Origin of the sequence: Bradyrhizobium sp. 35 (genome assembly GCF_023073215.1) — a bacterium.
Classification (GTDB): domain Bacteria; phylum Pseudomonadota; class Alphaproteobacteria; order Rhizobiales; family Xanthobacteraceae; genus Bradyrhizobium; species Bradyrhizobium canariense_D.
The window spans coordinates 1-24,594 of sequence record NZ_JADPJC010000113.1 but is presented as its reverse complement, the minus strand read 5'-3'; the positions used below and the strand labels follow the sequence as shown (position 1 = coordinate 24,594).

Sequence of the window (24,594 nt, the reverse complement as noted above, 5' to 3'; positions counted from 1 at the left end):
TCGGGAGATACTCGAAAGACCGACGCTTTGATAGAGCTTGCCAAGGGCGTCGACGTGTTCGTATGCGAGGCGCAGCATCTTTCGGGAGTGCGCAGGGCGCTCGATCAAGCTGTGAAGGCGGGCAGGTTCGACAAGGACACTGCAGATGATCTTTTCAAAAGCATTTCAGGGAACGCTCTCACCGTCGAACAGGCGGGCGAAGTGGCTCAAGCCGCAGGCGTCAAAAAGCTGGTGCTAAGTCATTTCGTACCGGGGAATGGTGCTGTGCCCGATCAGGTGTTCGTGGATGAAGCTCGCAAAGCGTTCTCCGGCGAAATTATAGCTGGACGGGATTTGCTCGAACTCTAGGGTGGTAGCGGCGCTCAAGGTCCGCTCGGGGTCAAAAGCGTCAGTCTAGCACTCCGCTGCAAACTTCCGGTCTACCGCTCTGAGCCGACATGTAGCGGCACCGCCTCAACGGTAGCGATGGGGACATTGTTACTGACGGAATGCAACAAAAAGCGTCCAGCAACTCATATAGATCAAAATCAGAGAACCTAGGGTCCAGAGCGTTGCGCGCGTGTCGTGCGTCCTTGCCGTGAAATACGCGGCAAAATGCAACAGCCGTGAGGTGACGTAGCCATAAAGCAGCCATTGGGCGAGCGCTATGGATGGCTCGGTCAAAATGAAGAGAAACCCAGCAACCAAGAAAAACGGCAAATTTTCAAGATCGTTTAGCTGAATTCGCCGAATGCGATTTACGTATTCATTGGGCGCCAATTGTTCAGCATTTGGATTGGGGTTGAGGATCGTCTTCTTGACGTCCTCCGGCGAGCGAAATCCGCCATTTACCTGCATCATCCGAGCAACCGTCAACCACGACATCATGACGGCTTTGAGAATCATTATACAGGCGGCAATTACATAGGTATGGAAAAGGGGATTTTGAAAGCTGAGCTTGTCCATGGGACTGCCTCCGCGTTCGGACGATCCGGGCTATTCAATCATATGCACCGGCCCTTCGGCTAGGGTCGGAATGACCGCTTCGGATCACTTGCGGGCGTCGCAGCCATCTTCGAGCTTGGTCTGTTCGCACCCGGCAAGCCGACGTCGGTGTGGTTGAGAGATCGCACCGAAGCGACCAGCAGATCGCGACCCCCACTCGTGCGTGTGGTAGTCGACGCGCCGCCGTCGGCGTCGACTGCATACTGGCGTCGGCGCAGCGCTCTGCTCCTCAAAGTTCCGAGCGCATTTGTCGCGAAGCTTAACATGCCTGAATCCCAAGCCGACAAAACCGGGCTAGGGTGTGGCTTCCGTGTGGGGGCCCTTCATGTTCGACCCGGAAATCACCGCGCTTTTGCGCGTGGTCCTTGATGAAGTCTGCGAAAGGGTCTCGCGCCGCGAGATTGGAGCTCGTACTCACGTCGCATCGAAAATCCTAGAGGCTGCCACCAACGGCGAGGTTTCTCCCGAGGGCCTCAGGCAGGTCGGCCGCGACGCCCTGTCCCGTGCGCCCACGATATGGCGCTGATTGATCCGGAGGGGGCGTGAACTTCCAGGTGACGGTCCTCAAGATCCTGGTGAGCTATTCGGATGGCTTCGCCGTCATGGAGGACCTCAAACGCGACATGGCCATCCTGGCGACCAGTGGCCGCGAATGGGCGGATCGGACCAAGCGGCTCGCCGCGCGGGTGCCCGATCTCGACATCTTTTCCCATGGGTTGGTCGAACGCGTCAGCGGCGGATGGCAGGTCACATCCATCGAGCATCCGGCTGTTCTTGCGCCCTGTCGATTTCTCGAGCGCTTCGGCGCCTCGATTACTTGTGTCCAGGTGGACCCAACAGGCCGCGTCGATCCGGACGACGTCCGACGCGCTATCACGCCGCAGACGACCCTGATCAGCATCATGCACGCCAACAACGAGGTCGGCACCATCCAGCCAATCGAGGAGATCGGCGAGATCGCGCGGGAGCACGGCATCCGTTTTCACACCGACGCTGCGCAGTCGGTCGGCAAGATTTCGACAAACATCAACGAACTCGGGGTGGACCTCTTGTCGATCGCGGGTCACAAACTCTATGCGCCGAAAGGCGTCGGTGCGCTCTACGTGCGCGGCGGTCTCGAATTGGAGCCGTTGATCCACGGCGCCGGTCATGAGCTGGGCCGCCGCGCGGGGACAGAGAGCGCGTTGCTCGCGGTTGGCCTCGGGGCAGCCTCCGAGTTGGCGCAGGACCTCGCTCCCATGGAGCACATCCGGGCCCTGCGAGATAAATTGTGGCACGGCCTGCAAAGTCGTTTCAGCGATCACGTTGTCCTAAATGGCCACGCGACGCATCGGTTGCTCAACACCCTCAATGTGTCGTTTGTCGGCAGGATCGGGGCGGACATCCTGGGACAGCTCAGCGATGTGGCGGCATCAACGGGTTCGGCGTGCCACTCGGGGCGGATTGAACTCTCGCCCGTTCTCGCCGCGATGGGCGTGCCCGAGAACATTGGAATGGGAGCAATCCGTTTTAGCTTGGGAAAATTTACGAGGTCAGACGAAGTCGAAGATGTGCTCGCACGTTTGACCGCGATGAGTTCGGCGTGATCGAGCTCGCATCGCAGGGCATTGACCTAGGTCAAAAACAAAGCTGGCTGTCTGCTGCATCGCAGCAGGGTCGCTCGCGCACCGCGTGTTGATTTGCCTCAAGCCGAACTCGGTTCAGATCGGCACCGTTGATACCCCAGACTAAAATCGGAGAATACCCATGCGATTTCCAACGATTGCTGCAGCACTGCTGCTTACAGCCTTTTGCTATCCCGCGCTCGCTCAATCGACAGCAATCACGAAGCCCATCATCCGTCACAGGACCAGGAACCGGCGTCCTCGCAAGGAACGTCCTCTACAGGCCAATCCGGGGCGATGATGGGCCGGGGAGATATGATGGGAGGTATGATGGGGCGAGCTATGAAGGCGCGCGCCATGATGGGCAGTGACGCGATGGGTCCCCCCATCATGTTCCGCATGATGTTTGCGCTCATGGACGCCGATGGCGATGGCACGATCTCGCTATCGGAATTTCAGGTCGCTCACGAACGAATATTCAAAGCTATGGACACCAACAAGGATGGCAAGCTCACTATGGAAGAGATGCTGTTGTTCATGCACGGAACCAAGAGCTCGGTGCCGCAACAGTAGAAAGCTAGTCCAAGACCAATACGCGAAACGCAGTTGATTGGCTCCCGTTGGTTTGATGCAAGCTCGCTTCAACAGAAGAAGGACTGTGACGGCAGGGGCCACGCCGACGATTGGCCGAAAGGGCTGCGCGACGGCCGGCAAGAGGAAATGTTGATGTTTATCGCCGGTGAGGAGCGAGGAGGCGGCGGCGAAGAGGCCCAGTCGTAGCGGAAGTCGGCGTGACGCATGCGCAGGAGAGCCGCATGGATATGACGGACGCGCCGGCAAAGACCGAATGGCCGGCTGCAGTTCGCTCTCCGTCGCGTTCACGCTCGGAATGTCGGGCGCTCGCCGGCGCAAACTGAGCTGAGACTGCTCCCTTTGAACTTCGGCACCGGCACATGCTGGCCGATACCGGCGTCGTCGCATGTTAACGCGGCATCGCCGGCCGACACTTCGACCGGGGCAGGCTGCACGCTCACCCGCCGGCTGAGTCATCTCGAAATCCTTGATTCTCATCAATCTCTGCCGCGGGTGCCGGTGCTACGAGGTTGCTCGAGGCGCGGAGTCCCTCATGCAAACAATGGCTGACGATTCGCATCGCTCGACTCGGGAGGGCCGCACAAAGCCCTTCAATCCCATCAAGGCCGGCCTGGTGCTGGCCGCCTTGGGCGTCGCTTGGCATGCTGGACGAGTGCTTCTTGTACTGTTCGGGCGGGCGGAGCCGCATGTGCTCGGGTCTCTTACGTTTCCGCAAACCGCCTCGCTCATCATCGCGGGAACAGTCGTCGCCGCCTTTTTCGTCGGATTCGGGCTGGGCCACCTTTGGAAGAGGTGGGCCAACTCAATTGCTCCAAGACGAGCAATTGCGCTTGTCGTCGGGCTCGCGGCATTCGTCGGTGCCGGAATTCTGGCCTGGACGGTGTTCGCCCGGCCGATCGACGTCCAAGTCGCAAGAACAGTGCGAGATGTGCCGGTCCAGGTTTTCGGCCTCGGCACCGTCGAGGCCCGCGTCACATCCAAAGTGGGTTTCAAGGTTTCCGGTGTGGTCGTCGAACTTGGTGCGGATGTCGGTGATCGCGCCACCAAGGGCGCCGTCCTTGCCCGTCTCGACGACCGCGAGCAGAGGGCACAGCTCGCCAGGGCCAAGGCGGCCATCGAGCAGACCGAGGCCAATCTTCAGAGGGCCAAGGCCAGCGTCGAGAAGACGCAAGCCAACTATGCCAATGCCACGCGGATCAGCGGACGCCAGCAAAAACTGATTCAGACCAACTCCACCTCCGTCGAGGCGGCGGAGACCGCAAAAACGACTCAAGACGCGGCACTCGCGGATTTGAACCTGGCGAATAGCGACGTGCTGGTGGCAGAGGCCAACATCGGCGACGCCAAGGCGCAGCAGCAGCAGCAAGCGGCCACGCTGGACTTTCACACCCTTACGGCTCCCTACGACGCCACGGTCACCGCCCGGCTGAAGGAGCTCGGATCGGCGCTTGGGGCCGGAGAGCCGGTGTTCACGCTGATCGACCCGAAATCGGTCTGGGTGCTCGCCTATATCGACGAGAGCAAGGCCGGGGAAATCCGCGTGGGGGAGCCTGCCGAGTTTGTCCTGCGATCCCTTCCCAGTCAACGGTTGCAGGGACATGTCGCCCGGATCGAACCGGAAAGCGATCGCGTCAACGAAGAGCGTCGGGTGGAGATCGCGTTCGATCGCATACCGGACAGCTTCAACCTGGGCGAACAGGCCGAGGTCTATATCCGGACGCAGCGGCTGCCACAGGCACTCCTGGTTCCGGAAGCTGCGATCGAGGGGCTCGGCCAGGGTCGAGGGACGATCTGGACCGTCGAGGATGGGCGCCTGCAGAAGCGGGAAGTGATGCTCGGCCACCGACTGCTCGATGGCCGCTACGAGGTTGCTGACGGTCTGCCGGACAGCGCCCTCGCGGTCGACCAATTGCGCAGTGGGCTGCGTATCGGCCGCGCGGCCAAAATCGCCGCAGAGCGACGCAAATGAATCTGGCGTATCGGGACATCAAGCACAATCTGCTGCGCTTCGTCCTGACAAACTTCGGATTGAGCCTGCTGCTCGGCATCGTGATCGTGATCACCGGTGTATATGGCGGCCTGATCGACGACGCGCTGAGGCAGGCCCGCGCGGCCGACGCGGATCTCTGGGTAGTGCAGGCAGGGACCAACGGGCCCTTCGCCGAGTCATCGCGAATCCCGGGCGACACCAGGGAGATTGTGGCCCGGGTCTACGGCGTTGAGCGTGCGGGCGCGGTCACCTATCAGTCGATCCAGACCGAGTTGAACGGCAAGCCGCTCCGCCTCTTCCTCATCGGGTTCGAACACGACCGGCCCGGCGGGCCGCGCAGACTGCTGGCCGGAAGGGATATCTTGCGCAGCCACTACGAAATGGTCGTCGACCGTTCCGCCGGCCTCGCCCTCGGGCAAGAGGTCCCCCTGGGTACCCATGGTCATAAGTTCACCGTCGTCGGGCTGATGCGCGATGAACTCACCTCTTCCGGCGATCCCGTGGGCTACATCACGTTGCATGACGCGCAGGCGCTACAGTTCGAGCTTTCTCCCTCGGCCGAGCGGCGTGAGGTCGCGCGGGGAGGAGCCCTGCAGACGAGCGACCAGATAAATGCGGTCATCACCAAGGTGTCGCCTTACGTCCCTGTCAATGAGGTTGCCGCCGCGCTTTCGCGCTGGAAACACCTCAAGACGCTGACGCAAGACAATCAGGAGCGTCTGTTGAGCAAGGAGGTCATCGAGAAATCGCGCAAGCAGCAGCTCATGATCATGGTGCTGCTCATCATCGTGTCCGCCGTCATCATTGCCTTGATCGTCTATACGCTGACCATGGACAAGGTGCGCTCGATCGCCACGCTCAAGTTCGTCGGTGCGCCGGATCGGACCATTATAGGCCTCATCGTCGAACAGGCCCTGTCGATGGGGATATTCGGCTACTTCATAGGACTCGCGCTCGTCCTCCTCTTCAAACCCTACTTTCCACGGCGGTTGGTGCTGGACTTCGACAGCGTCGCCATCGTGTTCGTCGTGACGGTGGTGATCTGCCTCGCCGCCAGCACGCTGGGCATCCGGCTCGCGCTCAAGATAGACCCGGCGGAAGCGCTGGCGAGCTCGGGATAGGACCATGCCCGAGCTCGGCCAACCAGCGATCGTCCGCATCGAGCGCCTCTCCAAGTATTTCGGCGTGGGGGTCGCACGGGTCGACGCGCTGGTCGACATCAACATGGAGGTCTATCCCGGTCAGGTCGTCGGTCTGATGGGCCCGAGCGGATCGGGCAAGACCACGTTTCTCAACTGCATCGCCTGCATCCTGCAGCCGAGCAGCGGACGCATCACCCTCGACGGCGAAACAGTCTACGACGACCACTGGCTCAAGGCGGATTTGCGCCGGCTGCGGCTGGACAAGATCGGCTTCATTTTCCAGTATCCCAATCTGCTCCCGTTCCTCGACGCGGCCGACAACGTCGCCGTGGTGCTGCAGCTTGCGGGATTCAGTTCGTCTGCGGCCCTGGCACGTGCGGTCGAATTGCTGGACTACCTCGAAGTCGGCCATCGCAAACATGCGATGCCCGCGCAATTGTCCGGCGGCGAGGGGCAGCGCGTCGCGATTGCGCGCGCGCTCGCCAACCGGCCCCGCATCATTCTCGCCGACGAGCCGACCGCACCGCTCGACTCGCAGCGTGCCAGGATCGTGATGGACCTGCTGCGCCGGATCGCCGTCGAACAGGATGCGGCGATCATCTGCGTGACTCACGACGAGATGATCCTCGACCGCTTCGACCACATTTTCCGGCTGCGCGACGGAAAGCTCGAGATGTCGCCTGCTCGGATCGTCGGCGCTCAGTCGCTTGGCGCGAGGCCATCTCCTTGACCGTAGCCCACGATCGAGATGCCTAACCGGCGCGCTGCGCACGTCGATGGAGGCGATGTGCGAAGAACATGAGCACGCAAGCGAACGCCACCAACGCAATCACGTCCAGCCAGGGAGGAAAATATCCGGTTCCGCCCATCCCGATGCGAATGAGGTCGGCCGCATAGGACAATGGCGACAAGGGCGCGACACGCCGCCCCCATTCCGGCATGTCGGGGAGTGGCACGAATACCCCGCTGATGAAAATCAGCGGCAACCGGACGAGATTGGCGAGCATCATAATCTCGGAAGGTGTGTCGGTGGCGCGCGATGCGATCAAGATTCCCATCGCGGAGAATGCGAGCGAGCCGAGGACGATCCCGCAACAGAAGTTCAGCGGCTGGACGATGACGCTTCCGGCCAGCGCGTATCCTAGCATCAGTGGGATCAGCGAGAGCGCAATGCCGAACAGCGCGCTGGCGGCGGCATCCCCGACGATGATGGCCCAGAGCGAGGCGGGCGACGTTACCAGGCGTTCGTAGGTCCGCGCCTGGCGTTCCCAAGGCGTGATCAGCGGGCCGACCGAAGAAGCCGTGAAGAACAACGCCATGGCTATGATGCCGGGCACCATGTTCTCGGTCGGTACGTTCCGGCCGGCCGCGAACGCCAGATAGAAGAAAAGGGGAAAGATGATCCCGAAGCTGACCACTGGCGGCTTCAGGTAGTAGATGACCGCGTCCTTCTTTGCGATCACGTAGGCGGCGTGGGCTTGCCGAAAAATCCTGGCCCAGGTCCGATCAGCCGACATAAGCAACCGCCTCGCTCGGCGCCAGCCCGTGGGCGGTGATGTGCAAAAACACATCCTCGAGGCTGGGCGCCTGGGTGCTGAGCGCTGAGAGGCGCAGCCCTCTTGCCGATGCGCGCGTCGCGATCTCCTGCGCCAGCGGACCAGGGTGCGCCGTGTAAAGGCGGAAGCCATCGGCCAGCGGAACGACTTCCGAGGTCGCAAGTCCGTCCAGCAAGTCGCCGGGCGGGACAATCGCGGCTTCAAAGCGCACCTCGACCGACCGACGCGACTCGACCGTCCTCCGCAGGTGCTGCGGCGTGTCGATGGCGACGAGCTGCCCCCGATCGATGATCCCGACGCGGTGGCAAAGGTTGCCCGCTTCCTCGATGTTGTGGGTGGTGATGAACACGGTCATCGCGCGCTGGCGATTAAGGCGCACGACGATGTCCCGGATCATGTGCGCGCTCGCCACGTCCAGCCCGCTGGTCGGTTCGTCCAGGAACAGGATGTCGGGATCGCTGACGAGGGCACCGCAAAGCATCAGCCGCTGGCGCAGCCCCTTGGACAGTTCGCGCCCCTTCTGGCGCCGTCGGTCGTCCAAGCCGAACAAGCCGAGAAGTTCGGCGCCTCGTTCCGTGCGACGGCGCCGGCCGACCCGGTGGAGCTCGGCCATTAGCATGACGTTCTGCCATACCGTCAGGTCCGCGTAGACGTTCGCCTCCTCCGGAACGATGCCGATAAGCTCCCGCGCCGTCGTCGGATCTCTCGCCACGTCGGTGCCGGCAAGGCGTACCGATCCTTCGCTGGGAGCGAGGAAGCCGGTCAACATCCGGGTCGTGGTGCTCTTTCCCGCGCCGTTGGGACCGAGAAATCCGAAGATCTCGCCTCGGCCGACCGAGAACGTGACCCGATTCACGGCCGCGCGGTCGCCGTAGTAGAGCGTCAGGCCTTCGGCCTCGATCGCTGCGCCCGACACCGTGTCACCTGCCACTTTCGTCCCCACAAACCGAAGCTGAAGCCGACGACACAGTGATGATCACGTGCCGGACGCCGTGAACACCAGAAAGTATTGCCGGGGCAAGAAGGAGTGCGCCGCGACGAGCGAATACCCGGCCGTCTTGAGCTCCTCGGTGACCTTCTCGGCAGAAATCCGATGCTCGGGGGGCGGACCTTCCGGAGAATCCGGCTTGAAATCCACGATCGCGAGGCGTCCTTGGGGGCGGAGCGATTTTTTCAGACGACTGAAATAGCCGGTGCGATCGTCGATGTGGTGGTAGGTGTCGACGATCAGGATCACGTCGACAGGCTCCGGAATATTCGGGCTTTCCTGGTTCGCAACTACCGGAAAAACGTTGGTCAGGTGTTCGCGGCGGGCGCGTTCGCTCAAGAAGCGCAGCATGTCCGGCTCGACGTCGATCGCGAAAACCTTTCCTTCCGGGTCTCGCTTGGCGATGCGGACGCTGAAATAGCCGGTACCGGCCCCGATATCCGCGACGAGCGCCTTTCGATCGAGGGTCAGCGCATCGAGGACTTGGTCCGGCTTCTGCCAGGCCTCGCGGCTCGGATCATCGAATTCCTTGGCCCAAACGTCGGCTCGGCTGAACGAGTGATGAAAGCCGTTCGAATGCTGATGGGGATTGTCGGCGGCCGTAGATGCACCGCCCGCAACGCACGTCCCCATTGTGGCAATCGTCGCGACTAGCCTGGCCGCGTCGCGCATCCGTCGGAGGCATTTCTTCATAGCGTCCTCACTTGCTCTGGAATCTAGAAGCGTCGGCCAACCCGCCTCGACCGAGCTATCTCAGCCGGTAGCTGGCGTGGCAGCCCACGCAGGCGTTCATCACCTCGCCCAGGGCCCCGAGAGCGGGCTTCATCTCGCCGGTGACCCCCACGTTCTGTGCCTCGATGGCGAACCGGCTTGCGGCCTTGTGCATCGAAGTTCCGGCGTCCTGCATGCCCTGCGGCATGTACTTGGCCACTTCCGCCGCGCCGTGCAGTCGCAGCGAGCTCATGCCCAGACGCTTCTCGGCGATCTTCCCGGCTTTTTCCGGCTCTCCGGCGGCGAGGGCTTCGTTGATCTGCTGCAGCGTAAGGAGGTGATCGCGCATATTGGCCATCGTGTGCTCGACGAGCTCCGACGGAAATTTCACGAATTCACGCGTGTCGGCTGCGGAGACGCCGTGGTCCTTGTGGCTCATGTGGTCCATGTGGTTCTGATGCTCGTGGTGCTGGGCGGCGGCAAGGCCTGCCGAAAGCATCACGGCGCCCGTGACCGCGACGGCGAGAAGTGTGCGCATGGCAAGTTTCCTGAGTTTCCTGGAAGACCATAGACGCAGGGCGGGTGACGGCATATGATCTTGATCATATGCCTACCATCGAAAAAGAACTCAGGGTTCAATCCCATCCGGCTCCGGACTGGAAGTCCTTGTCGCTTGGATCGCCGCTTCTGGCGGCCCTGCCGGAGTCGGCCCGGCGGCTCACGCGGTCCTTGGAAATCCAGCGCCAGGGCGCCGTGTTCCGTCGCGGCGACCGCCCCCAGACGATGTTCTTCGTGCTCTCGGGAGAGGTTCGGCTGCTCCGCCAATCCAAAACTGGCAGCGAGATCGTTCTGCAGCGGACGCGGCGCGGCTTTCTGGCCGAAGCAAGCCTCGACCAGCCGACCTACCACTGCGACGCAGTCGCTGCGGAACCGACACGGCTGTTGGCGATCAAGCGAAAAACCTTCACCCAAGCGCTTGCCGTCAATGACTTTCGCGACAGATGGATTGCCCATCTCGCGCGGGAGCTTCGGAAGGTGCGCGCCCACGCGGAAAGGCTGAGCCTCAAGACCGCGCGTGAGCGGATCGTCCACTTCATCGAGACCGAGGGCGAGGCGGGGGTCGTCGACTTGAACCAGTCGAAGAAGGATTGGGCCGTCGAGCTCGGGCTGACTCACGAATCGCTCTATCGCACGCTGGCGCAGATGGCGAAGGGGGGGGAGCTGGAAGTAGAGAATTGCCGACTGAGTTTGCGGTGGACTTGAAATCAGGAGATCGGCGAGCGTATCGGTCGATATCGGCCATCTGCTTTAATTGTCGGCCGGCCGCCCGATCAACACGTTGCCTGACGCTATCGAGGCTGGCACAAAATCTTCCATTAAGTGATCGCATTTCGCAATCGAGGTAAGACGAGCCAGCACCGTGGCGAATTCGGTAGGTGACCTTCGCCCTCGTTTTTCGCCGCTGCACTGGAGCTGTGTCCCAATCAATGGAGCTCCGGCTGCGCGCGGCTCGATGATCAAATTGGAGCTCCCGTCGCTCTTGAGATGGGTCAAGGCGAACTGCCGAGCCCGCGCTAAGGTTATTGATGTACCAGGCGCTCATGCCGGGCTCGCATTGAGGATCAACTTGGAAAGTCAAGCCGGATGACGCTCTCAACGGTCGAACGCACGCGGGGTGGTGCTCCCTCAAGCCCCAAGTGGGTTATGGGAACGATCGTGGCCCTGCTGATCTGGGGCGCCATCTACAGCCAGCTCATTCCGTTCTCCGACTTGCTCGTCGCGCTGGTAGCCGTCGATCATGACAGCCCTCTGGGTGAGGCGCTCAGCTTTTTTGCCTACGACACGCCGAAGGTCCTTATGTTGCTGACTCTCGTGGTATTTGCCATGGGAGTGGTGCGCAGTTTCTTTTCAGCCGAGAAGACGCGGGCTCTATTGGCGGGTCGGCGGGAAGGAGCCGGCAACATCCTAGCGGCGGCGCTCGGCATCTTTACACCATTCTGCTCTTGTTCCGCCGTCCCGATGTTCATCGGCTTCGTCAGTGCCGGCGTTCCCCTTGGCGTCACCTTCTCATTCTTGATTTCAGCTCCCATGGTGAACGAGGTGGCGCTCGGGCTCTTGTTTGGCCTGGTCGGCTGGAAAGTCGCGCTCACATATCTTGCGTTCGGACTGTTTGTTGCGATCGCGGCTGGCTGGGTGATCGGCAAACTGCATCTCGAAGGCTGGTTGGAAGAATGGGTCCGCAATCTTCGTGGCAATGTCGCCGAACTGCCGCAGGAGAGCCTCACAGCCGTTGACCGAATCCAGGCCGGCCTCGAAGCCGTGCGAGATATCGTGGGCAAGGTCTGGCCTTGGATCATCATGGGCATTGCGGCCGGGGCATTCATCCATGGATATGTCCCTTCGGACCTTCTCGCCTCGGTCATGGGCCGGGGTGCATGGTGGTCTGTGCCCGCCGCGATCGTGATCGGAATTCCCATGTACTCGAACGCGGCCGGCACTATCCCGGTTGTTCAAGCCCTTCTCGCGAAGGGCGCCGCGCTCGGAACAGTTCTGGCTTTCATGATGTCGGTGATCGCCTTGTCGCTTCCGGAGATGATCATCCTGCGGAAGGTTCTTAGTCTCAAGCTCATCGCTGTCTTCATCGGAGTCGTCGCGACCGGGATACTTGCCGTCGGATTTTTGTTCAACGCGTTCTTCAGCTAACGATCGGAGATCATCCATGAAAGAAATCAAGGTGCTGGGACCCGGCTGCAAACGCTGCGTCACAACGGCCGCGATGCTGCAGGCCGAGGCGGATAAGCTTGGCATTCCGGTGGCCATCGAAAAGGTGACTGATTACGAAGCCATCGCGAACTACGGAATCGCATCCACACCAGGTATCGTCATCAACGGAAAAGTGGTGCATGCGGGTGGACTTCCCAAACCGGAGGACCTCGCTCGCTGGCTCGCTGCCTAGATCGGGCGAGATCATGATCGAGAAGATCGGAAATATCTTCGCCAGACGTCAATTCGAGCAGTCATGTCAACCGAGCCTTGATCGCGTTCGATCGAGCGCCGCATAGGCGATGCCGACGAAGATGCTATAGGCCAGCACCATTGCGAGCGAGAAGGCTGCGGGCCACAATCCGAGCCCTATGCCGGATGCGAACAGGCCGCGGCCGAGCATGGGAAACAGGAAAAGTCCCATGGCGCCCCAGCCGACGAGGCCGAGGACAAAACCCTTCGCCGCGCCGCTACGGCCGGGTAGCCGGCCGTAGATCAGGGAAAAGACGAGACTGATGATCAGCGTTCCGTTGACGAACGACAACACCCAGGGGAGTGCCGGCTGCACTGACCTGCCGAACGCCTCGCCTAGCATGCGCTGGAGGTCCTGATAGGGCTGAAACGTCGGCAGCCAGCCCATCCGCTCCTTCAGGAACATCAGCGTGCCGTGCGCGATATTGCCGCACAGGCCGGCGACAACGGCACGCCAAAGTCGATCCACCGTCGCGAGCGGCATCGCCACGGCGACGCGCTTATCGGTCGGATGGTACGAAATGGTCACGGGTGCTGGCGGTCTGTCCGCTGGTGATGTCCGTGATCTCGATTGCGACGTCTACCGCCTGCTGCGGCACCTGCGCCGGTCCGACCTGCACCGACATCCTGACCTCTCGGGTCTGGTCCTGTCCGACTTCGACGACCAGTCGGCCGTCGGGCTTGCGGTCGATGCCCGCAATCCGCAACATTGCGCCTGGCAGGCCGGTGACGTCGAGCGCGAAGCCTCGTTCCGCGCCCTTATTGAGAAGGCGTACGGTATAGTCGTTGCGGACACCGCCGTTCGAGAGTTTGACGAACAGCGGATTGCGCTCATGCAGAACGTTGACGTCCATCGTGCTGCGGGTGGCGAGCGAATACAGCATGATGCTGCCGACGATTACGATGGCAACAACGTAGATCAGCGTGCGCGCGCGAAAGATCCGGTAGATTGGCGCCTTTCCGTCGCGGCGGCGCTCCATGTTGATGTCGGTGTCGTAGCCGATCAACCCGGCGGGCCGGCCGATCTCGCGCATGACATTGTCGCAGGCATCGATGCAGAGGCCGCACTGGATGCAGCCGAGCTGGATGCCGTGGCGGATGTCGACGCCGGTCGGACAGACATTGATGCATTGGTGGCAATCGACGCAGTCGCCGGCGACGTCACCATGAGTGCGGGCGAGTTCCGCCTTCTTCACCGACATCCGCGGTTCGCCTCGGTCACGCCGATAGGTGACGTTGAGTGCCCATTCGTCGATGAGGGCCGCCTGGATGCGCGGCCACGGGCACATGTAGATGCAGACCTGCTCGCGCGCGTGGCCGGCGAAGAGGTAGGTGGTAGCGGTCAGGATGCCGATCCAGAGATAGGCGAGGAAAGGCGCCTCGAAGGTTGCGAGCTCTTTCACCAGCGTCGGCGCATCGGCGAAATAGAGCACCCAGGCGCCGCCTGTCCACCACGCGATCGTGATCCAGAGGAAATGCTTGAGCGCAACACGGCGAAGATGATCGAAGGTCCAGCCGCGCTTATCGCCAAGTATGCGCTCGCGCCGGTCGCCTTCGACCCAGCGTTCGACGGCATAGAACAGGTCGGTCCACACCGTCTGCGGGCACATGTAACCGCACCAAATCCTCCCCGCGACCGCATTCATCAGGAACAGCGTCATGGCGGCGATAATGAGCAGGCCTGTGAAGTAATAGACCTCCTGCGGCCACAACTCGATGAAGAAGAAATAGAAGCGGCGATGCGGCAGGTCGACCAGCACCGCTTGGCTCGGCAGGCCGGGCCCGCGATCCCAGCGTACGAAGGGCAGCAGATAGTAGACCCCGAGCGTGATGCACAGAATCGCCCATTTGATGCGGCGGAAACGCCCGTGGACCGACTGCGGGTAGACCTTCTTGCGCTTCTCGTAGAGCGGGCCTTCGATCAATGTGTCGTCGGTCATGGGCAAATTCCTCGCAATCGGCGCCGGGGGCTCAGGCAATCTCGGCGAGGACTTGCTTGAGCATTTCTCGTACCTGGTTTGCCACCGCGCCGAGTTCCGGGTTCTCGATCGCGGCCATCGAGGCGACGGGGTCGACCGCAGAGATCTCGACCTTGCCACCGTCGCGCTGCTGAACCACGACGTTGCAAGGAAGCATTGTCCCGATCTTGTCTTCCAGCGTCAGGGCCTGGTAGGCGAGTTTTGGATTGCAGGCACCGAGGATCAGATAGGGCCGGAAGTCGGCGCCGATCTTCTTCTGCAGCGTATCCTTGACATCGATCTGCGTAAGCACACCAAAGCCGTGGTTCTTCAAGGCCGCGGTGGTGGCCGCGACCGCAGCCTCGAACGGCAGATCGACGGTCTTCGAGAAATGATAGGTCATCGTTTGTCTCCTTAAGGCGCGCGATCAGGAGAACGCGCAGCCGCCGCGCAGGCCGAGCTTCTTGAAGATCATCGCCGCCGGGCAGAAGCCGGTGAACGAGGCCTGAAGCATGTTCAGCCCGGCAAACGCCGTCAGCAGATACCAGTAGGCGTTCACATAGGTCCCGAGCGCGAGGCCGAGCAGGACGACGAATCCTGCGAAGGCGAGAACGGCTTTGTCGACATTCATGGGATACTCCGAATCAAAGTGAACTTACGAATTTGCGAGACCGGATTCAGTCCAGGCGACGATGCTGCGTGCATCCATCGCGCCGGCGTGGCGGGCGATTTCGCGGCCGCCGCGCATCAACAGCAGGGTGGGGATGCCCGAAATATTGAGACGCGACGACAGGGCCTGTGCATTTTCGGAATTGAGTTTCAGCACTCGGACCCTCGGCTCCAGCTCGCGTGCCGCGCGTTCGAACTGAGGAGCCATGGCGCGGCAGGGACCGCACCAGGGCGCCCAGACGTCGACCAGCACCGGGATGTCGCTGTTGGCGACGTGGCGGCCAAAGCCTTCCTCGTCGACTTCGATCGGATGCCCGGTGAACATCGGCTGATGGCAGGCGCCGCAGCGCGCGTCTTGCGGCGCGCGTTCGGCGGGCAGGCGGTTGGTCCGCCCGCAATGGCCACAGACGACCTGGTGCGTTGCACTCATGTGCCGGTCCTGATTTCCTTGATCTTGTTGATGTTGAGCTTGTCGAGGAGGAAGCGCTCGTAGAAAGGGTTCGATGGGACGAAGTGATAGACCGCGCCCTGCGAGATCACGCTCACGCGATCGTCCTTTCTCAACTGGGGCAGCAATTCATAGGCCATCAGCGTTCCGCTCAGGCCTGCTCCGATTACGACGACTTCCGCCATGGGTACCTCTCCGTATTGGACTCGATGCGCCGCCGGTTTAATCCCAGCCGTTCTGTGATGATTGACTACATATTCGAATATGTGTATATAAACAAGTATGAAAATTGATAGCGAGATCATGGAGCGCGCGGCGGATCAGGCGAGTGACCTCCTGAAGGCGCTCTCCAACCGGCACCGGCTCCTTATTGTTTGCCAGCTTATCGACGGCGAGCGCTCGGTCGGCGATCTCGCCGAATTCCTGTCGTTGCGCTATTCCACGGTCTCGCAGCATCTTGCGCTCCTTCGCAAGGATCGCCTGGTGTTCGCGCGGCGGGATGCGCAGACGGTCAACTATTCGATCGCGAGCGAGCCGGCGCGCGAAGTTCTGAAGACGCTCTACCAAGTTTTCTGCGCACCGAAGTCCGCAAGGACAAAATGAACGCTACGAGCGATTGAGCCGCGGCGCGTTGAGCGAGATCAACACTGCCGTCCTGAAAATGCCGATTAACTGAAAGGACGCCGCGCAACGCGGCGATGGTCACATGTTTATGCGGGTACGCCTCATGCGACGCGTTGTGCTCACCTTGGGATTGGCGGCAGCATTTGGCGCCGCTTCTGTCCCGCCCCGCCTTGAGGCGGCCGAACTGCTCACCGTTGCGCAACAGACGGTTGCCGACGAAAAAGCCGTGTTCGCGACGGTGGAGAGCATTAGCGTGGTGCCGGCACGCGGCCGCATCGGCGGTACCGTGGTCCAGCTCAAGGTGAGGGAAGGCGATCGTGTCACCGCCGGTCAGGCGATTGCTGCGATCGGCGACGACAAGCTCGCCCTGCAAATGAAGTCGCTCGATGCACAGATCGAAGCGTTGCAGGCGCAGGCCAATCAGGCGCAGACCGATTTCACACGCATCGAGGGACTGGTCGAGCGTGGCACCTTGCCGCGCGTCAAGCTCGACGAGCAGCGCACCGCCTTGAACGTCGCCGAGAATGGCCTGCGGGCCAAGACCGCCGAGCGGGCGGTGATTAATCAGCAGCTCAGTGAGGGGCAGGTGCTGGCGCCGTCGGATGGTCGCGTGCTGAAGAAGCTCGTCACCGTCGGTTCCGTGGTGCTGCCCGGCGATGCCATTGCCACCGTGGCCCAGCAGAATTTCAAGCTGCGGCTGCGGGTGCCGGAGCGGCATGCACGCCTTCTCAAGGCCGGCGACAGGATTCGCGTCGATGGCGCGGAGCTCGGTGGCGAGGCGTCCAAATGGGGTGTGATCGAGCTCGTTTATCCGCAGATCGAAGAGGGGCGTGTCATCGCGGATGCAACGGTCGAGGGACTCGGCGAATATTTCGTAGGTGACAGGCTTCGGGTCTGGATTTCGGGCGCATCGCGGCCCGCTTTCGTGATTCCGGCAAGCTATGTGAGGACGCGGTTCGGCATCGACTATGTCCAGCTTCGCAACGCGGACGGCTCGGTCGAGGTGCCGGTGCAGCGCGGCCGTGACATGGCCACGCCTGCGCTTCCGGACGGCCTCGAGATCCTGTCCGGCATCGTCGCTGGCGACCAACTGGTGCGGCCGTGAATCTCGGGCTGTCAGGACGATTGACCAGGGCGACGATCGGATCGCCGCTCACGCCACTATTTCTGATCGCGGCGCTCGTCGTCGGCCTCATTGCCGTCATCGTGATTCCTCGGGAGGAAGAGCCGCAGATCAGCGTGCCGATGGTCGACATCCGCATCAATGCGGATGGCCTGCGTGGGCCCGACGCTGTGGAACTGGTGACGAAACCGCTAGAATCGATCGTCAAGGCTATCGACGGCGTCGAGCATGTCTACAGCCAGACTGAGGACGACCGCGTCATGGTCACCGCGCGTTTCCTGGTCGGCACCAAGTTCGAGGATGCTATCCTGCGGGTGCACGAGAAGATCCGCGCGAACCTCGATCGCATTCCCGTCGGCATTCCCGAGCCGCTGATCGTCGGCCGGGGCATCAATGACGTCGCGGTGACTGTGTTGACGTTGTCGCCGAAGCCGGAGGCCGCCAGCCGGTGGACCGACAAGGGCATCTACGAGCTCGCCGACAAGCTGCGCGCGGAGCTGATGAAGGTCGACAATGTCGGGCTGACCTACATTTCCGGCGGCGCGGCCCAGCAGATCAGAGTCGAGCCCGATCCGGAGAAGCTGTCGTTGTTCGGAATTACGCTGCAGCAGCTCGTTGCCAAGGTGAAGGATGCCAATCGCTCGTTCCTGGCTGGTCAGGTCCGCAATGCCGGCGCCGTTCGCAACATCGCGGCCGGCCAGACGCTCTCGGGCATTCCTGACATCGGACTTCTGCTCATCACAACCCGCGACGGGCGGCCGGTCTACGTCAAGGATGTGGCCTCCGTCATCGTAGGGCCTAGCACCATCGAGCACCGGGTATGGAACGATGCGCGAGACGGCAAGGGGCACTGGATACGGACACCCGCGGTCAGCTTAGCGCTTGCCAAGCGTGCCGGTGCCAATGCCGTTGTCGTCTCCGATGACATTGCCAAACATTTGGAAGGCCTGAAGTCGCGTCTCATCCCGGACGACATCCAGGTCACGGTGACGCGCGACTATGGCGAGACCGCCAACGAGAAGGCCAACGAGCTGCTGTTCCATCTGGGGCTCGCGACGATTTCGATCGTGGTGCTGATCGCGATCGCCATCGGCTGGCGCGAGGCGTTGGTGACCTTCGTCGTGATCCCGACGACGATCCTGCTCACGATGTTCGCGGCCAATCTGATGGGCTACACTATCAACCGCGTCAGCTTATTCGCGCTCATATTCTCGATCGGCATTCTGGTCGACGACGCCATCGTTGTGGTCGAGAATATCGCGCGCCACTGGGCCATGCGCGACGGTCGGCCGCGCTTGCAGGCGACTATCGAAGCTGTTGCGGAGGTCGGCAATCCCACCATTGTTGCGACGCTCACGGTCGTCGCCGCGTTATTGCCGATGCTGTTCGTGTCCGGGCTGATGGGTCCCTATATGGCGCCGATCCCGGCCAATGCGTCGGCGGCGATGCTGTTCTCGTTCTTCGTCGCCATGGTGGTCGCGCCCTGGCTGATGCTCAAGCTCGCGCCGAAGGGCGGAGCGGCTGCGGCTCACGCCGAACACAATGAAGGCCGTCTTGGCCGGCTCTATCGGCGTTTTGCAGCGCCGATCGTCCGCAGCAAGCGTTCGGCCTGGATATTCCTGCTTGGCGTCGGCATCGCCACTTTGCTGTCGATGACGCTGTTTGCGACCAAGTCGGTGACGGTCAAGCTGCTGCCGTTCGACAACAAGTCCGAGATCGCGGTCGTCGTCGACCTGCCGGAAGGAGCGAGCCTGGAGGCGACCGAGCGCACGCTGCTCGGCGCGGCCGAGATCGCGCGCCAATTGCCGGAGGTCACCTCGCTGCAGTCCTACGCCGGCACGCCGGCTCCCTTCAATTTCAACGGCCTGGTGCGGCACTATTATTTGCGGGAAAGGCCCGAGCTCGGCGAGGTGCAGGTCAACCTGACCGCACGCGGCGAGCGCAAGCGCGCCAGCCATGACATCGCGCTCGAGCTCCGCGAGAAGCTGAAGGCGCTGGCTCCGTCCGCGGGCACCAGCATTAAGGTGGTCGAAGTGCCGCCTGGGCCGCCGGTGCTCTCGACGCTGCTCGCCGAGGTCTACGGTCCCGATGCGACCACGCGCCGTGCGGTTACGGCCGAGCTCAAGAAGGTCTTCGCGGAAGTTCCGTTCATCGTCGACCTCGATGATTCCATCGGCGAAAAGCGGCCGCGGTTGCGGCTATCGATCGACCAGGACCGGCTCGAATTCTTCGGCGTCGAGCAGCGCGACGTCTACGACACGATCCAGGTCCTGTTCGGCGGCACCTCGATCGGCTACTCGCATCGCGGCGAAGACCGCAATCCGATCGAGATCGCGGTGCATCTTGGAAAGCGTGATCTGGTCTGGGATGAGGCACTGGCCTCGACCCCGGTGCCGGCCAACACCTTGCCCGGCAGCAAGACGGTGGTCGAGCTCGGCCAGGTCGTGAAGGCGACCATGGAGGAGGGCTCGCCGACAATCTTCCGCCGCGACGGCCGCTTCGCCGACATGGTGATGGCCGAGCTCGCCGGGCGCTTCGAGGCACCGCTCTACGGCATGCTCGCGGTTGCCGATCGCGTCGATGCCCATGATTGGGGCAAGCTGCCGAAGCCTGTGATCAGCCTGCACGGGCAGCCGGCGGACGAATCGCGTCCAACGCTGCTGTGGGACGGCGAATGGGAGATCACCTGGGTAACCTTCCGCGACATGGGCGCCGCCTTCGGCGCGGCGATCCTCGGCATCTACGTGTTGGTCGTCGCCCAGTTCAGGAGCTTCCGCCTGCCGCTCGTCATCCTGACGCCGATCCCGCTGACCCTGATCGGCATCCTGATCGGGCACTGGCTGCTGGGTGCGCCATTCACCGCGACCTCGATGATCGGATTCATCGCGCTTGCCGGCATCATCGTGCGCAACTCGATCCTGCTGGTGGATTTCATCAGGCACAGCAGCGCGGACGGCAAGTCGCTTCGCGAGGTGGTGTTGGAAGCCGGCGCCGTCCGTTTCAAGCCGATCCTTCTGACCGCGCTTGCTGCGATGATCGGGGCCGCGACCATCCTACTCGATCCGATCTTTCAGGGACTGGCGATCTCACTTCTGTTTGGACTGGCGTCGTCGACGCTCCTTACGGTGCTCGTCATCCCGGCGATTTATATCGCGCTGCGGTCACCGAACGAAAAGCGCCCCATCCCTAGCTAAGGAGGACGTTGCGCTCGCTCCTGTTTGGGCAATCGTCCGGCAGGTTTTGCGGTGGCAGGGAGCCGCGTCAGGTCCGTGCTCCGAAGAACCTCCGGATCGTCGGCCACCACTCCCCAGTCATGGTAAATTCGAGGCCGAGCCGCGCGCCGCAGGCAATGGCCAGCATTGTCAACGGGGCAGACACAGCAAGCGTTGAGAATGCGCTCAAGCCTTGTCCGATGGTGCAACCCATCGACATTACTCCGCCGGTGCCCATCAGCAGCGCGCCAGCCATATGACGCTTCAATTCGCGCGCATCGTCGCAGGCTTCCCAGCGAAAGCCACGCGCGAGCATCGCCGCGGCAAGCGAGCCGCCAATGACGCCGGCGACCGAGCCGATGCCGAAGTTCAGACGCGCGCCGGAGAAGGTCGCGATGTAGAGGATGGCGTCCCCGAGCGGAGCGACGAAGGTCAGCGAGCTGACGCGGGCCGGATCGAATTCGTCGTCCGCGAGCCAGCCTGTCGCGAACCAGCTGAACGCAATCGCGCCGCCGACGGCGGGGCCGGACGCCAGCAGTCGCGGCGAGCGGATGAGCTTGCCATCCGCCAGGGCCCAAAATCCGAGTGCAGCGACGATGATTGCGACCAGGACAGGGCGCGCGGCGGCACCGGGACCCACGCCGAACAGGGACATCAAAGTCTGGTTGGTTCCGTCGGAAAGACGCAAAGTCAGCGGCTCGATCAGTGTTAAGCGCAGCATCCCAGTCAGGCCACGCATGGCGGCCAGCGCCGCAAGGCCGAGCACGAGGAAAACGACGATGGCGCGCAGGTCGCCACCGCCGATCCGCACCAATGTTCCGAAACCGCAGGTGCCTACCAGCGCCATGCCGACGCCAAACATCAGGCCGCCGATGATCGCGCCGCCGAGCCCGATTGACGGCGTCAGGTAGATCGAGCGCGACAGATCGACGATGCCGAACTCGACCAGCGTCTGGGTTGCCAGCAGGGCAACAGCTGCTGCGAGCGCAAAGGACTTCAACCGGCGAAGATCCGATCCGAAGAACGCGTCTTCCAGCATCGCGAGTGTGCAGAATCGTCCCGCCCGGCCTGCGACGCCGAGTATGGCGCCGGCAGTAAGCCCGCAGGCGAACGCGACGATCGAAGGGGTCAGCATTTCCTCACGGAGGTCTCGCAATCTTCCCTTTTCGAGAAGTCTGCGCCAGAAAGATGCAAATATCCAGCGCCGCAGATCTAGCGGCGGCGCCGGCGCACCGGCTCGCAAAACACGTCGTAGATAGCGGTAAGGATTTTGCGTACGTCCTCATTGGCGAGACTGTAGTAGATTGTTTTGCCGTCGCGCCGCGTCGTTACCAAACGGTCGAGGCGAAGGCGGGCCAACTGCTGGGACACGGTCGATTGACGTTCGCCCAGGAACTGCTCGAGCTCAGTGACCGACTTCTCTCCCTCTGCCAGGATGCAAAGCAGCAGCAATCGCGATTCGTGCGAGAGCGCCTTCAACATGTCGCTGGCCTCGCGCGCCTTCTCGATCATCTTCTCGAGCTCGGCGGAACCCTCGATATCTTTGAGCTTTGGCAGTGGCATTGCTTCACAATCCTCAAGAACGGCTGGTCAGGACCGGCCGGACGCTGATCCTAAGCTGGTCAGGATCCGCCCCAACAGCCCGAAAAAGAAGGCATCCCCCGGATAGCCGCGAATACGCCCAATCTCGCGTCCTTCATCTACCACAACGAAGGTCGGCGTGAAGGCGTCGGGATCGATCCGGGCGAGGTCCGCCGGTAAAGGGCCGTCCCGGTCTACGCGGCGCAACGGCACGGTCCGGCTCTCCTCGGTCTTGCTGTAGATCGGCGCGACCTCGGCGTCAAAACGCGCGCACCAGACGCAGCCGGCGCGCTCGAACATGACGAGCTCCGCAGCGCGCAAGGGAGCCATCGAGAGCAGCGCAAAGCCCGCGACAGTGGCGAAGGGGGCGGTGAACCTGAGCATCCTGTGACAACTCTGGACTTCTTCAGCCCTTTATATCATTAAATTCGCATATGTGATAGATGTGAGGGTACGCAATGGGTCTGGACGTCACGCTCGGGGCGGCCTTTGTTGCCGGTCTGTTGTCCTTTCTCTCACCCTGCATACTGCCGCTGGTGCCGCCCTTCCTCTGCTACATGGCCGGTGTTTCCGTAACGGATCTGTCAGGCGACAGACCGGAGTTGCGGCCGCACGTCCTGGTCTCGGCATTGACCTTCGTAGCGGGCTTCTCCCTGGTCTTTGTCGCCCTAGGTTCAAGCGCCTCGCTCGCGGGCCATTTCATCTCCTCTCATCTGTCGATGCTCGGCATGGTCGCGGGCGCCCTGATCATCGTCATGGGCCTGCATTTCCTCGGCCTGTTCAGGATTCCGCTGCTTTATCGGAGCGCAACCGTACAGGTCGAGAATCGCCCGGCGGGTCTGACAGGGGCGTTCGTCATGGGGCTCGCCTTTGCGTTCGGCTGGACGCCCTGCGCCGGACCCATCCTCGCTGCCGTTTTGCTGATGGCGGGCGCCGAAGATACTGCGGGCCGGGGCGCGTTGTTGCTGCTTGCCTATTCGGCCGGGACGGGCGTTCCCTTCCTGATTGCGGCTGCCTTTACCGGCCGCTTCATGCAGGTGCTTGGCCGTGCGCGGGCGTATCTTGGCATCGTTGAAAAGACCATGGGCGCGTTCTTGGTCCTCGCTGGGGTGATGTTCCTGACAGGCCTGATGCCCGCAGTGTCAGAATGGCTGCTGGAGCACTTCCCCGGTCTGACCAGCATCGGCTGATCTAACCGAAGCGAAAGTCGAGCAGTTGCGCGTACGACTGCAGCTCGATTAGATAGCGATGCACGAGTAGGCCCACATTCGGCCACCGGGGTGACGGGCTAAAGCGGCGTGTACGTACTAGTTGCCAACACACTTGTTTTCTCGTCTACGGTACAACGGCTGATTCGCGGATTCGCACTCCGGCCAAGCATTCTCAATACCAGTGAGCACGATCGCCGGGCGACGCGCGTCCTCCGGCATCACCTCAAAACCTTGTTCTGTGTAGGCGCCGTACTGGCGGATTGACGCTTCGCAATGGTCGTCCCCGCCACGGGGTTCGGATGCTGAATATCCTTCACTTTCGGCATTGCGGTCCCTTTAACCTGATCGAATGCTTCTTCGCGAACCAAACTGGCAGGTGATGAAAGGCGGCTTTATAATGTCGCGCCGCGGACCTGACAGTCGGCAAGCCTATCGGGCTATTCCTGCTGAACTCTGCGCTTTGCAGGAGCCGTCACGGGTGCATCGACCTGCTACCCGAGTTTGAACCGCGACTCCGGCGAGCTTCGAACGCCTTTCTGGCCTGGGTGCAACTTCGGTGCTCGAACTCAATGGTGAGTGTCCCGAAGCAGGATGCTTGCGCTCTTGATGTCATGCCGGCCTCTTGCGCGTTGCCGATCCAGCCCGGTTGCGAAGTAGAACTACGATGTTGGGAGTTTAACAAACTCCACTGTGCCGACTATGCAGAAACCGCCACGGCGCTGATTTAGGCTACTGCCCCGCTCGGTGGGATGAGGGACACATCCTCCTAAGGCCGAATTTGCATAGACGAGGCCATGCTTCGACAACCATTATTGTCGGGCGGCCTCACCGTGGCCATGAACCAAACTTCAGGAGGGAAGAAATGCCCATTTCGATTTCGATGATCGTGCTCGGCTCGCAGCTGGTCATGCCAGTAGCTGACGGTGTGCCGAAATTCGATGTGGCGCGGAGCTGCAAGCTTGATATCGCTGCCGCCGCCGGACTTTCTGTCGGCCAGCCGCTGAAGAACTGCATCAACGACGAACAGAAGGCTAAGCAACAAGTCGCCAACGGCTGGTCCAAATTCCCTGCGGCGAGCCGGGCAAGCTGTGTGCCGCAAGAGAGCATTGGTGGGACGCCGAGTTACGTCAGCTTGCTGACCTGCCTCCAAATGGGGCAGTGGCTGCGATAGCGACTTCAGCCGT

Annotated in this window: 29 protein-coding genes; 15 read left to right on the top strand and 14 right to left on the bottom strand. The window is 61.9% G+C overall.

Going from position 1 to position 24,594, the window contains the following annotated elements:
* The first annotated feature begins 27 nt into the window (after positions 1-27).
* Positions 28-348 (top strand): hypothetical protein, encoded by a 321-nt coding sequence (locus IVB36_RS23260; protein WP_247393187.1) that lies wholly within the window; start codon positions 28-30, stop codon positions 346-348.
* Between the two features lie 129 nt (positions 349-477).
* Here the strand turns inward: IVB36_RS23260 and IVB36_RS23255 are convergent, their stop codons facing one another.
* The gene (locus IVB36_RS23255; protein ID WP_247393184.1) at positions 478-945 is read right to left on the bottom strand and encodes an MAPEG family protein; all 468 of its coding nucleotides are present in this window, start codon (positions 943-945) and stop codon (positions 478-480) included.
* 364 nt (positions 946-1,309) lie between these two features.
* Here IVB36_RS23255 and IVB36_RS23250 point away from each other — a divergent pair, with 364 nt between their 5' ends.
* The 6 genes from IVB36_RS23250 to IVB36_RS23225 all read left to right on the top strand — a co-directional run bounded on the left by IVB36_RS23250 (position 1,310) and on the right by IVB36_RS23225 (position 7,044).
* Positions 1,310-1,510, top strand: coding sequence for a hypothetical protein (locus IVB36_RS23250; RefSeq protein ID WP_247393180.1), 201 nt, complete (start codon positions 1,310-1,312; stop codon positions 1,508-1,510).
* A 16-nt stretch (positions 1,511-1,526) separates the two neighbouring features.
* A complete protein-coding gene (locus IVB36_RS23245; RefSeq protein ID WP_247393175.1) occupies positions 1,527-2,570 on the top strand; it encodes a cysteine desulfurase family protein in 1,044 nt (347 codons plus the stop codon).
* Between the two features lie 360 nt (positions 2,571-2,930).
* Positions 2,931-3,161, top strand: coding sequence for an EF-hand domain-containing protein (locus IVB36_RS40535; protein ID WP_346731062.1), 231 nt, complete (start codon positions 2,931-2,933; stop codon positions 3,159-3,161).
* Between the two features lie 562 nt (positions 3,162-3,723).
* Complete coding sequence (locus IVB36_RS23235) at positions 3,724-5,151, top strand: efflux RND transporter periplasmic adaptor subunit (RefSeq protein ID WP_247393171.1); 1,428 nt, start codon at positions 3,724-3,726, stop codon at positions 5,149-5,151.
* Entirely contained in the window at positions 5,148-6,293 is a 1,146-nt protein-coding gene (locus IVB36_RS23230; RefSeq protein ID WP_247393170.1) for an ABC transporter permease, read from the top strand. Before IVB36_RS23235 ends, IVB36_RS23230 begins: the two co-directional genes overlap by 4 nt.
* Before the next feature lie 4 nt (positions 6,294-6,297).
* Entirely contained in the window at positions 6,298-7,044 is a 747-nt protein-coding gene (locus IVB36_RS23225; protein WP_247393169.1) for an ABC transporter ATP-binding protein, read from the top strand.
* Between the two features lie 22 nt (positions 7,045-7,066).
* On the opposite strand, the gene IVB36_RS23220 is transcribed toward IVB36_RS23225, so the two are convergent.
* From IVB36_RS23220 to IVB36_RS23205, 4 genes are all read right to left on the bottom strand, one after another.
* Complete coding sequence (locus tag IVB36_RS23220) at positions 7,067-7,831, bottom strand: ABC transporter permease (RefSeq protein ID WP_247393167.1); 765 nt, start codon at positions 7,829-7,831, stop codon at positions 7,067-7,069.
* Positions 7,821-8,801 (bottom strand): ABC transporter ATP-binding protein, encoded by a 981-nt coding sequence (locus IVB36_RS23215; protein ID WP_247393165.1) that lies wholly within the window; start codon positions 8,799-8,801, stop codon positions 7,821-7,823. Before IVB36_RS23215 ends, IVB36_RS23220 begins: the two co-directional genes overlap by 11 nt.
* Before the next feature lie 45 nt (positions 8,802-8,846).
* Positions 8,847-9,530: a class I SAM-dependent methyltransferase gene (locus IVB36_RS23210; RefSeq protein WP_247393163.1), complete on the bottom strand. Its 684-nt coding sequence runs from the start codon at positions 9,528-9,530 to the stop codon at positions 8,847-8,849.
* Between the two features lie 76 nt (positions 9,531-9,606).
* Positions 9,607-10,107 (bottom strand): hypothetical protein, encoded by a 501-nt coding sequence (locus IVB36_RS23205; protein WP_247393162.1) that lies wholly within the window; start codon positions 10,105-10,107, stop codon positions 9,607-9,609.
* Positions 10,108-10,175: 68 nt separating this feature from the next.
* Between IVB36_RS23205 and IVB36_RS23200 the strand changes: the two genes are divergently transcribed.
* The 3 genes from IVB36_RS23200 (at position 10,176) to IVB36_RS23190 (ending at position 12,525) form a co-directional block, all read left to right on the top strand.
* Entirely contained in the window at positions 10,176-10,832 is a 657-nt protein-coding gene (locus IVB36_RS23200) for a Crp/Fnr family transcriptional regulator (RefSeq protein WP_247393160.1), read from the top strand.
* A 441-nt stretch (positions 10,833-11,273) separates the two neighbouring features.
* A complete protein-coding gene (locus tag IVB36_RS23195) occupies positions 11,274-12,272 on the top strand; it encodes a permease (protein WP_346731061.1) in 999 nt (332 codons plus the stop codon).
* Between the two features lie 16 nt (positions 12,273-12,288).
* Positions 12,289-12,525 (top strand): thioredoxin family protein, encoded by a 237-nt coding sequence (locus IVB36_RS23190; RefSeq protein WP_247393154.1) that lies wholly within the window; start codon positions 12,289-12,291, stop codon positions 12,523-12,525.
* 66 nt (positions 12,526-12,591) lie between these two features.
* Here IVB36_RS23190 and IVB36_RS23185 read toward each other — a convergent pair whose 3' ends face one another.
* From IVB36_RS23185 to IVB36_RS23160, 6 genes are read right to left on the bottom strand one after another with little or no spacing between them, the layout of a single operon-like run.
* Positions 12,592-13,113, bottom strand: coding sequence for a DUF6789 family protein (locus IVB36_RS23185; RefSeq protein ID WP_247393145.1), 522 nt, complete (start codon positions 13,111-13,113; stop codon positions 12,592-12,594).
* Positions 13,085-14,524, bottom strand: a complete 1,440-nt coding sequence (gene ccoG, locus IVB36_RS23180; protein ID WP_247393142.1) for a cytochrome c oxidase accessory protein CcoG — start codon at positions 14,522-14,524, stop codon at positions 13,085-13,087. The genes IVB36_RS23185 and ccoG overlap by 29 nt, the downstream gene beginning before the upstream one ends.
* A 31-nt stretch (positions 14,525-14,555) precedes the next feature.
* Entirely contained in the window at positions 14,556-14,945 is a 390-nt protein-coding gene (locus tag IVB36_RS23175; protein WP_247393140.1) for a DUF302 domain-containing protein, read from the bottom strand.
* 24 nt (positions 14,946-14,969) lie between these two features.
* Positions 14,970-15,173, bottom strand: a complete 204-nt coding sequence (locus IVB36_RS23170; protein ID WP_247393139.1) for a DUF2892 domain-containing protein — start codon at positions 15,171-15,173, stop codon at positions 14,970-14,972.
* A gap of 24 nt (positions 15,174-15,197) precedes the next feature.
* Positions 15,198-15,641: a thioredoxin TrxC gene (trxC, locus tag IVB36_RS23165; RefSeq protein ID WP_247393137.1), complete on the bottom strand. Its 444-nt coding sequence runs from the start codon at positions 15,639-15,641 to the stop codon at positions 15,198-15,200.
* Entirely contained in the window at positions 15,638-15,844 is a 207-nt protein-coding gene (locus IVB36_RS23160; RefSeq protein WP_247393135.1) for a hypothetical protein, read from the bottom strand. Before IVB36_RS23160 ends, trxC begins: the two co-directional genes overlap by 4 nt.
* A gap of 118 nt (positions 15,845-15,962) precedes the next feature.
* On the opposite strand from IVB36_RS23160, the gene IVB36_RS23155 reads away from it, so the two are divergent.
* From IVB36_RS23155 to IVB36_RS23145, 3 genes are all read left to right on the top strand, one after another.
* Positions 15,963-16,262 carry a metalloregulator ArsR/SmtB family transcription factor gene (locus IVB36_RS23155; RefSeq protein ID WP_247393258.1) on the top strand — a complete coding sequence of 100 codons (300 nt, stop codon included), beginning with the start codon at positions 15,963-15,965 and terminating at the stop codon, positions 16,260-16,262.
* 124 nt (positions 16,263-16,386) lie between these two features.
* Positions 16,387-17,388, top strand: a complete 1,002-nt coding sequence (locus IVB36_RS23150; protein ID WP_247393133.1) for an efflux RND transporter periplasmic adaptor subunit — start codon at positions 16,387-16,389, stop codon at positions 17,386-17,388.
* Positions 17,385-20,600 carry an efflux RND transporter permease subunit gene (locus tag IVB36_RS23145; protein WP_247393124.1) on the top strand — a complete coding sequence of 1,072 codons (3,216 nt, stop codon included), beginning with the start codon at positions 17,385-17,387 and terminating at the stop codon, positions 20,598-20,600. The genes IVB36_RS23150 and IVB36_RS23145 overlap by 4 nt, the downstream gene beginning before the upstream one ends.
* A 67-nt stretch (positions 20,601-20,667) precedes the next feature.
* Here the strand turns inward: IVB36_RS23145 and IVB36_RS23140 are convergent, their stop codons facing one another.
* The 3 genes from IVB36_RS23140 to IVB36_RS23130 form a co-directional block, all read right to left on the bottom strand.
* Positions 20,668-21,753, bottom strand: a complete 1,086-nt coding sequence (locus IVB36_RS23140; protein ID WP_247393122.1) for a YeeE/YedE family protein — start codon at positions 21,751-21,753, stop codon at positions 20,668-20,670.
* Positions 21,754-21,830: 77 nt separating this feature from the next.
* Entirely contained in the window at positions 21,831-22,181 is a 351-nt protein-coding gene (locus IVB36_RS23135; RefSeq protein WP_247393120.1) for a metalloregulator ArsR/SmtB family transcription factor, read from the bottom strand.
* A 27-nt stretch (positions 22,182-22,208) separates the two neighbouring features.
* The gene (locus IVB36_RS23130) at positions 22,209-22,529 is read right to left on the bottom strand and encodes a thioredoxin (RefSeq protein WP_247393257.1); all 321 of its coding nucleotides are present in this window, start codon (positions 22,527-22,529) and stop codon (positions 22,209-22,211) included.
* A gap of 128 nt (positions 22,530-22,657) precedes the next feature.
* Here IVB36_RS23130 and IVB36_RS23125 point away from each other — a divergent pair, with 128 nt between their 5' ends.
* Positions 22,658-23,389 (top strand): cytochrome c biogenesis protein CcdA, encoded by a 732-nt coding sequence (locus IVB36_RS23125; RefSeq protein ID WP_247393111.1) that lies wholly within the window; start codon positions 22,658-22,660, stop codon positions 23,387-23,389.
* Positions 23,390-24,272: 883 nt separating this feature from the next.
* Positions 24,273-24,581, top strand: a complete 309-nt coding sequence (locus IVB36_RS23120) for a hypothetical protein (RefSeq protein ID WP_247393109.1) — start codon at positions 24,273-24,275, stop codon at positions 24,579-24,581.
* Positions 24,582-24,594 lie beyond the last annotated feature (13 nt).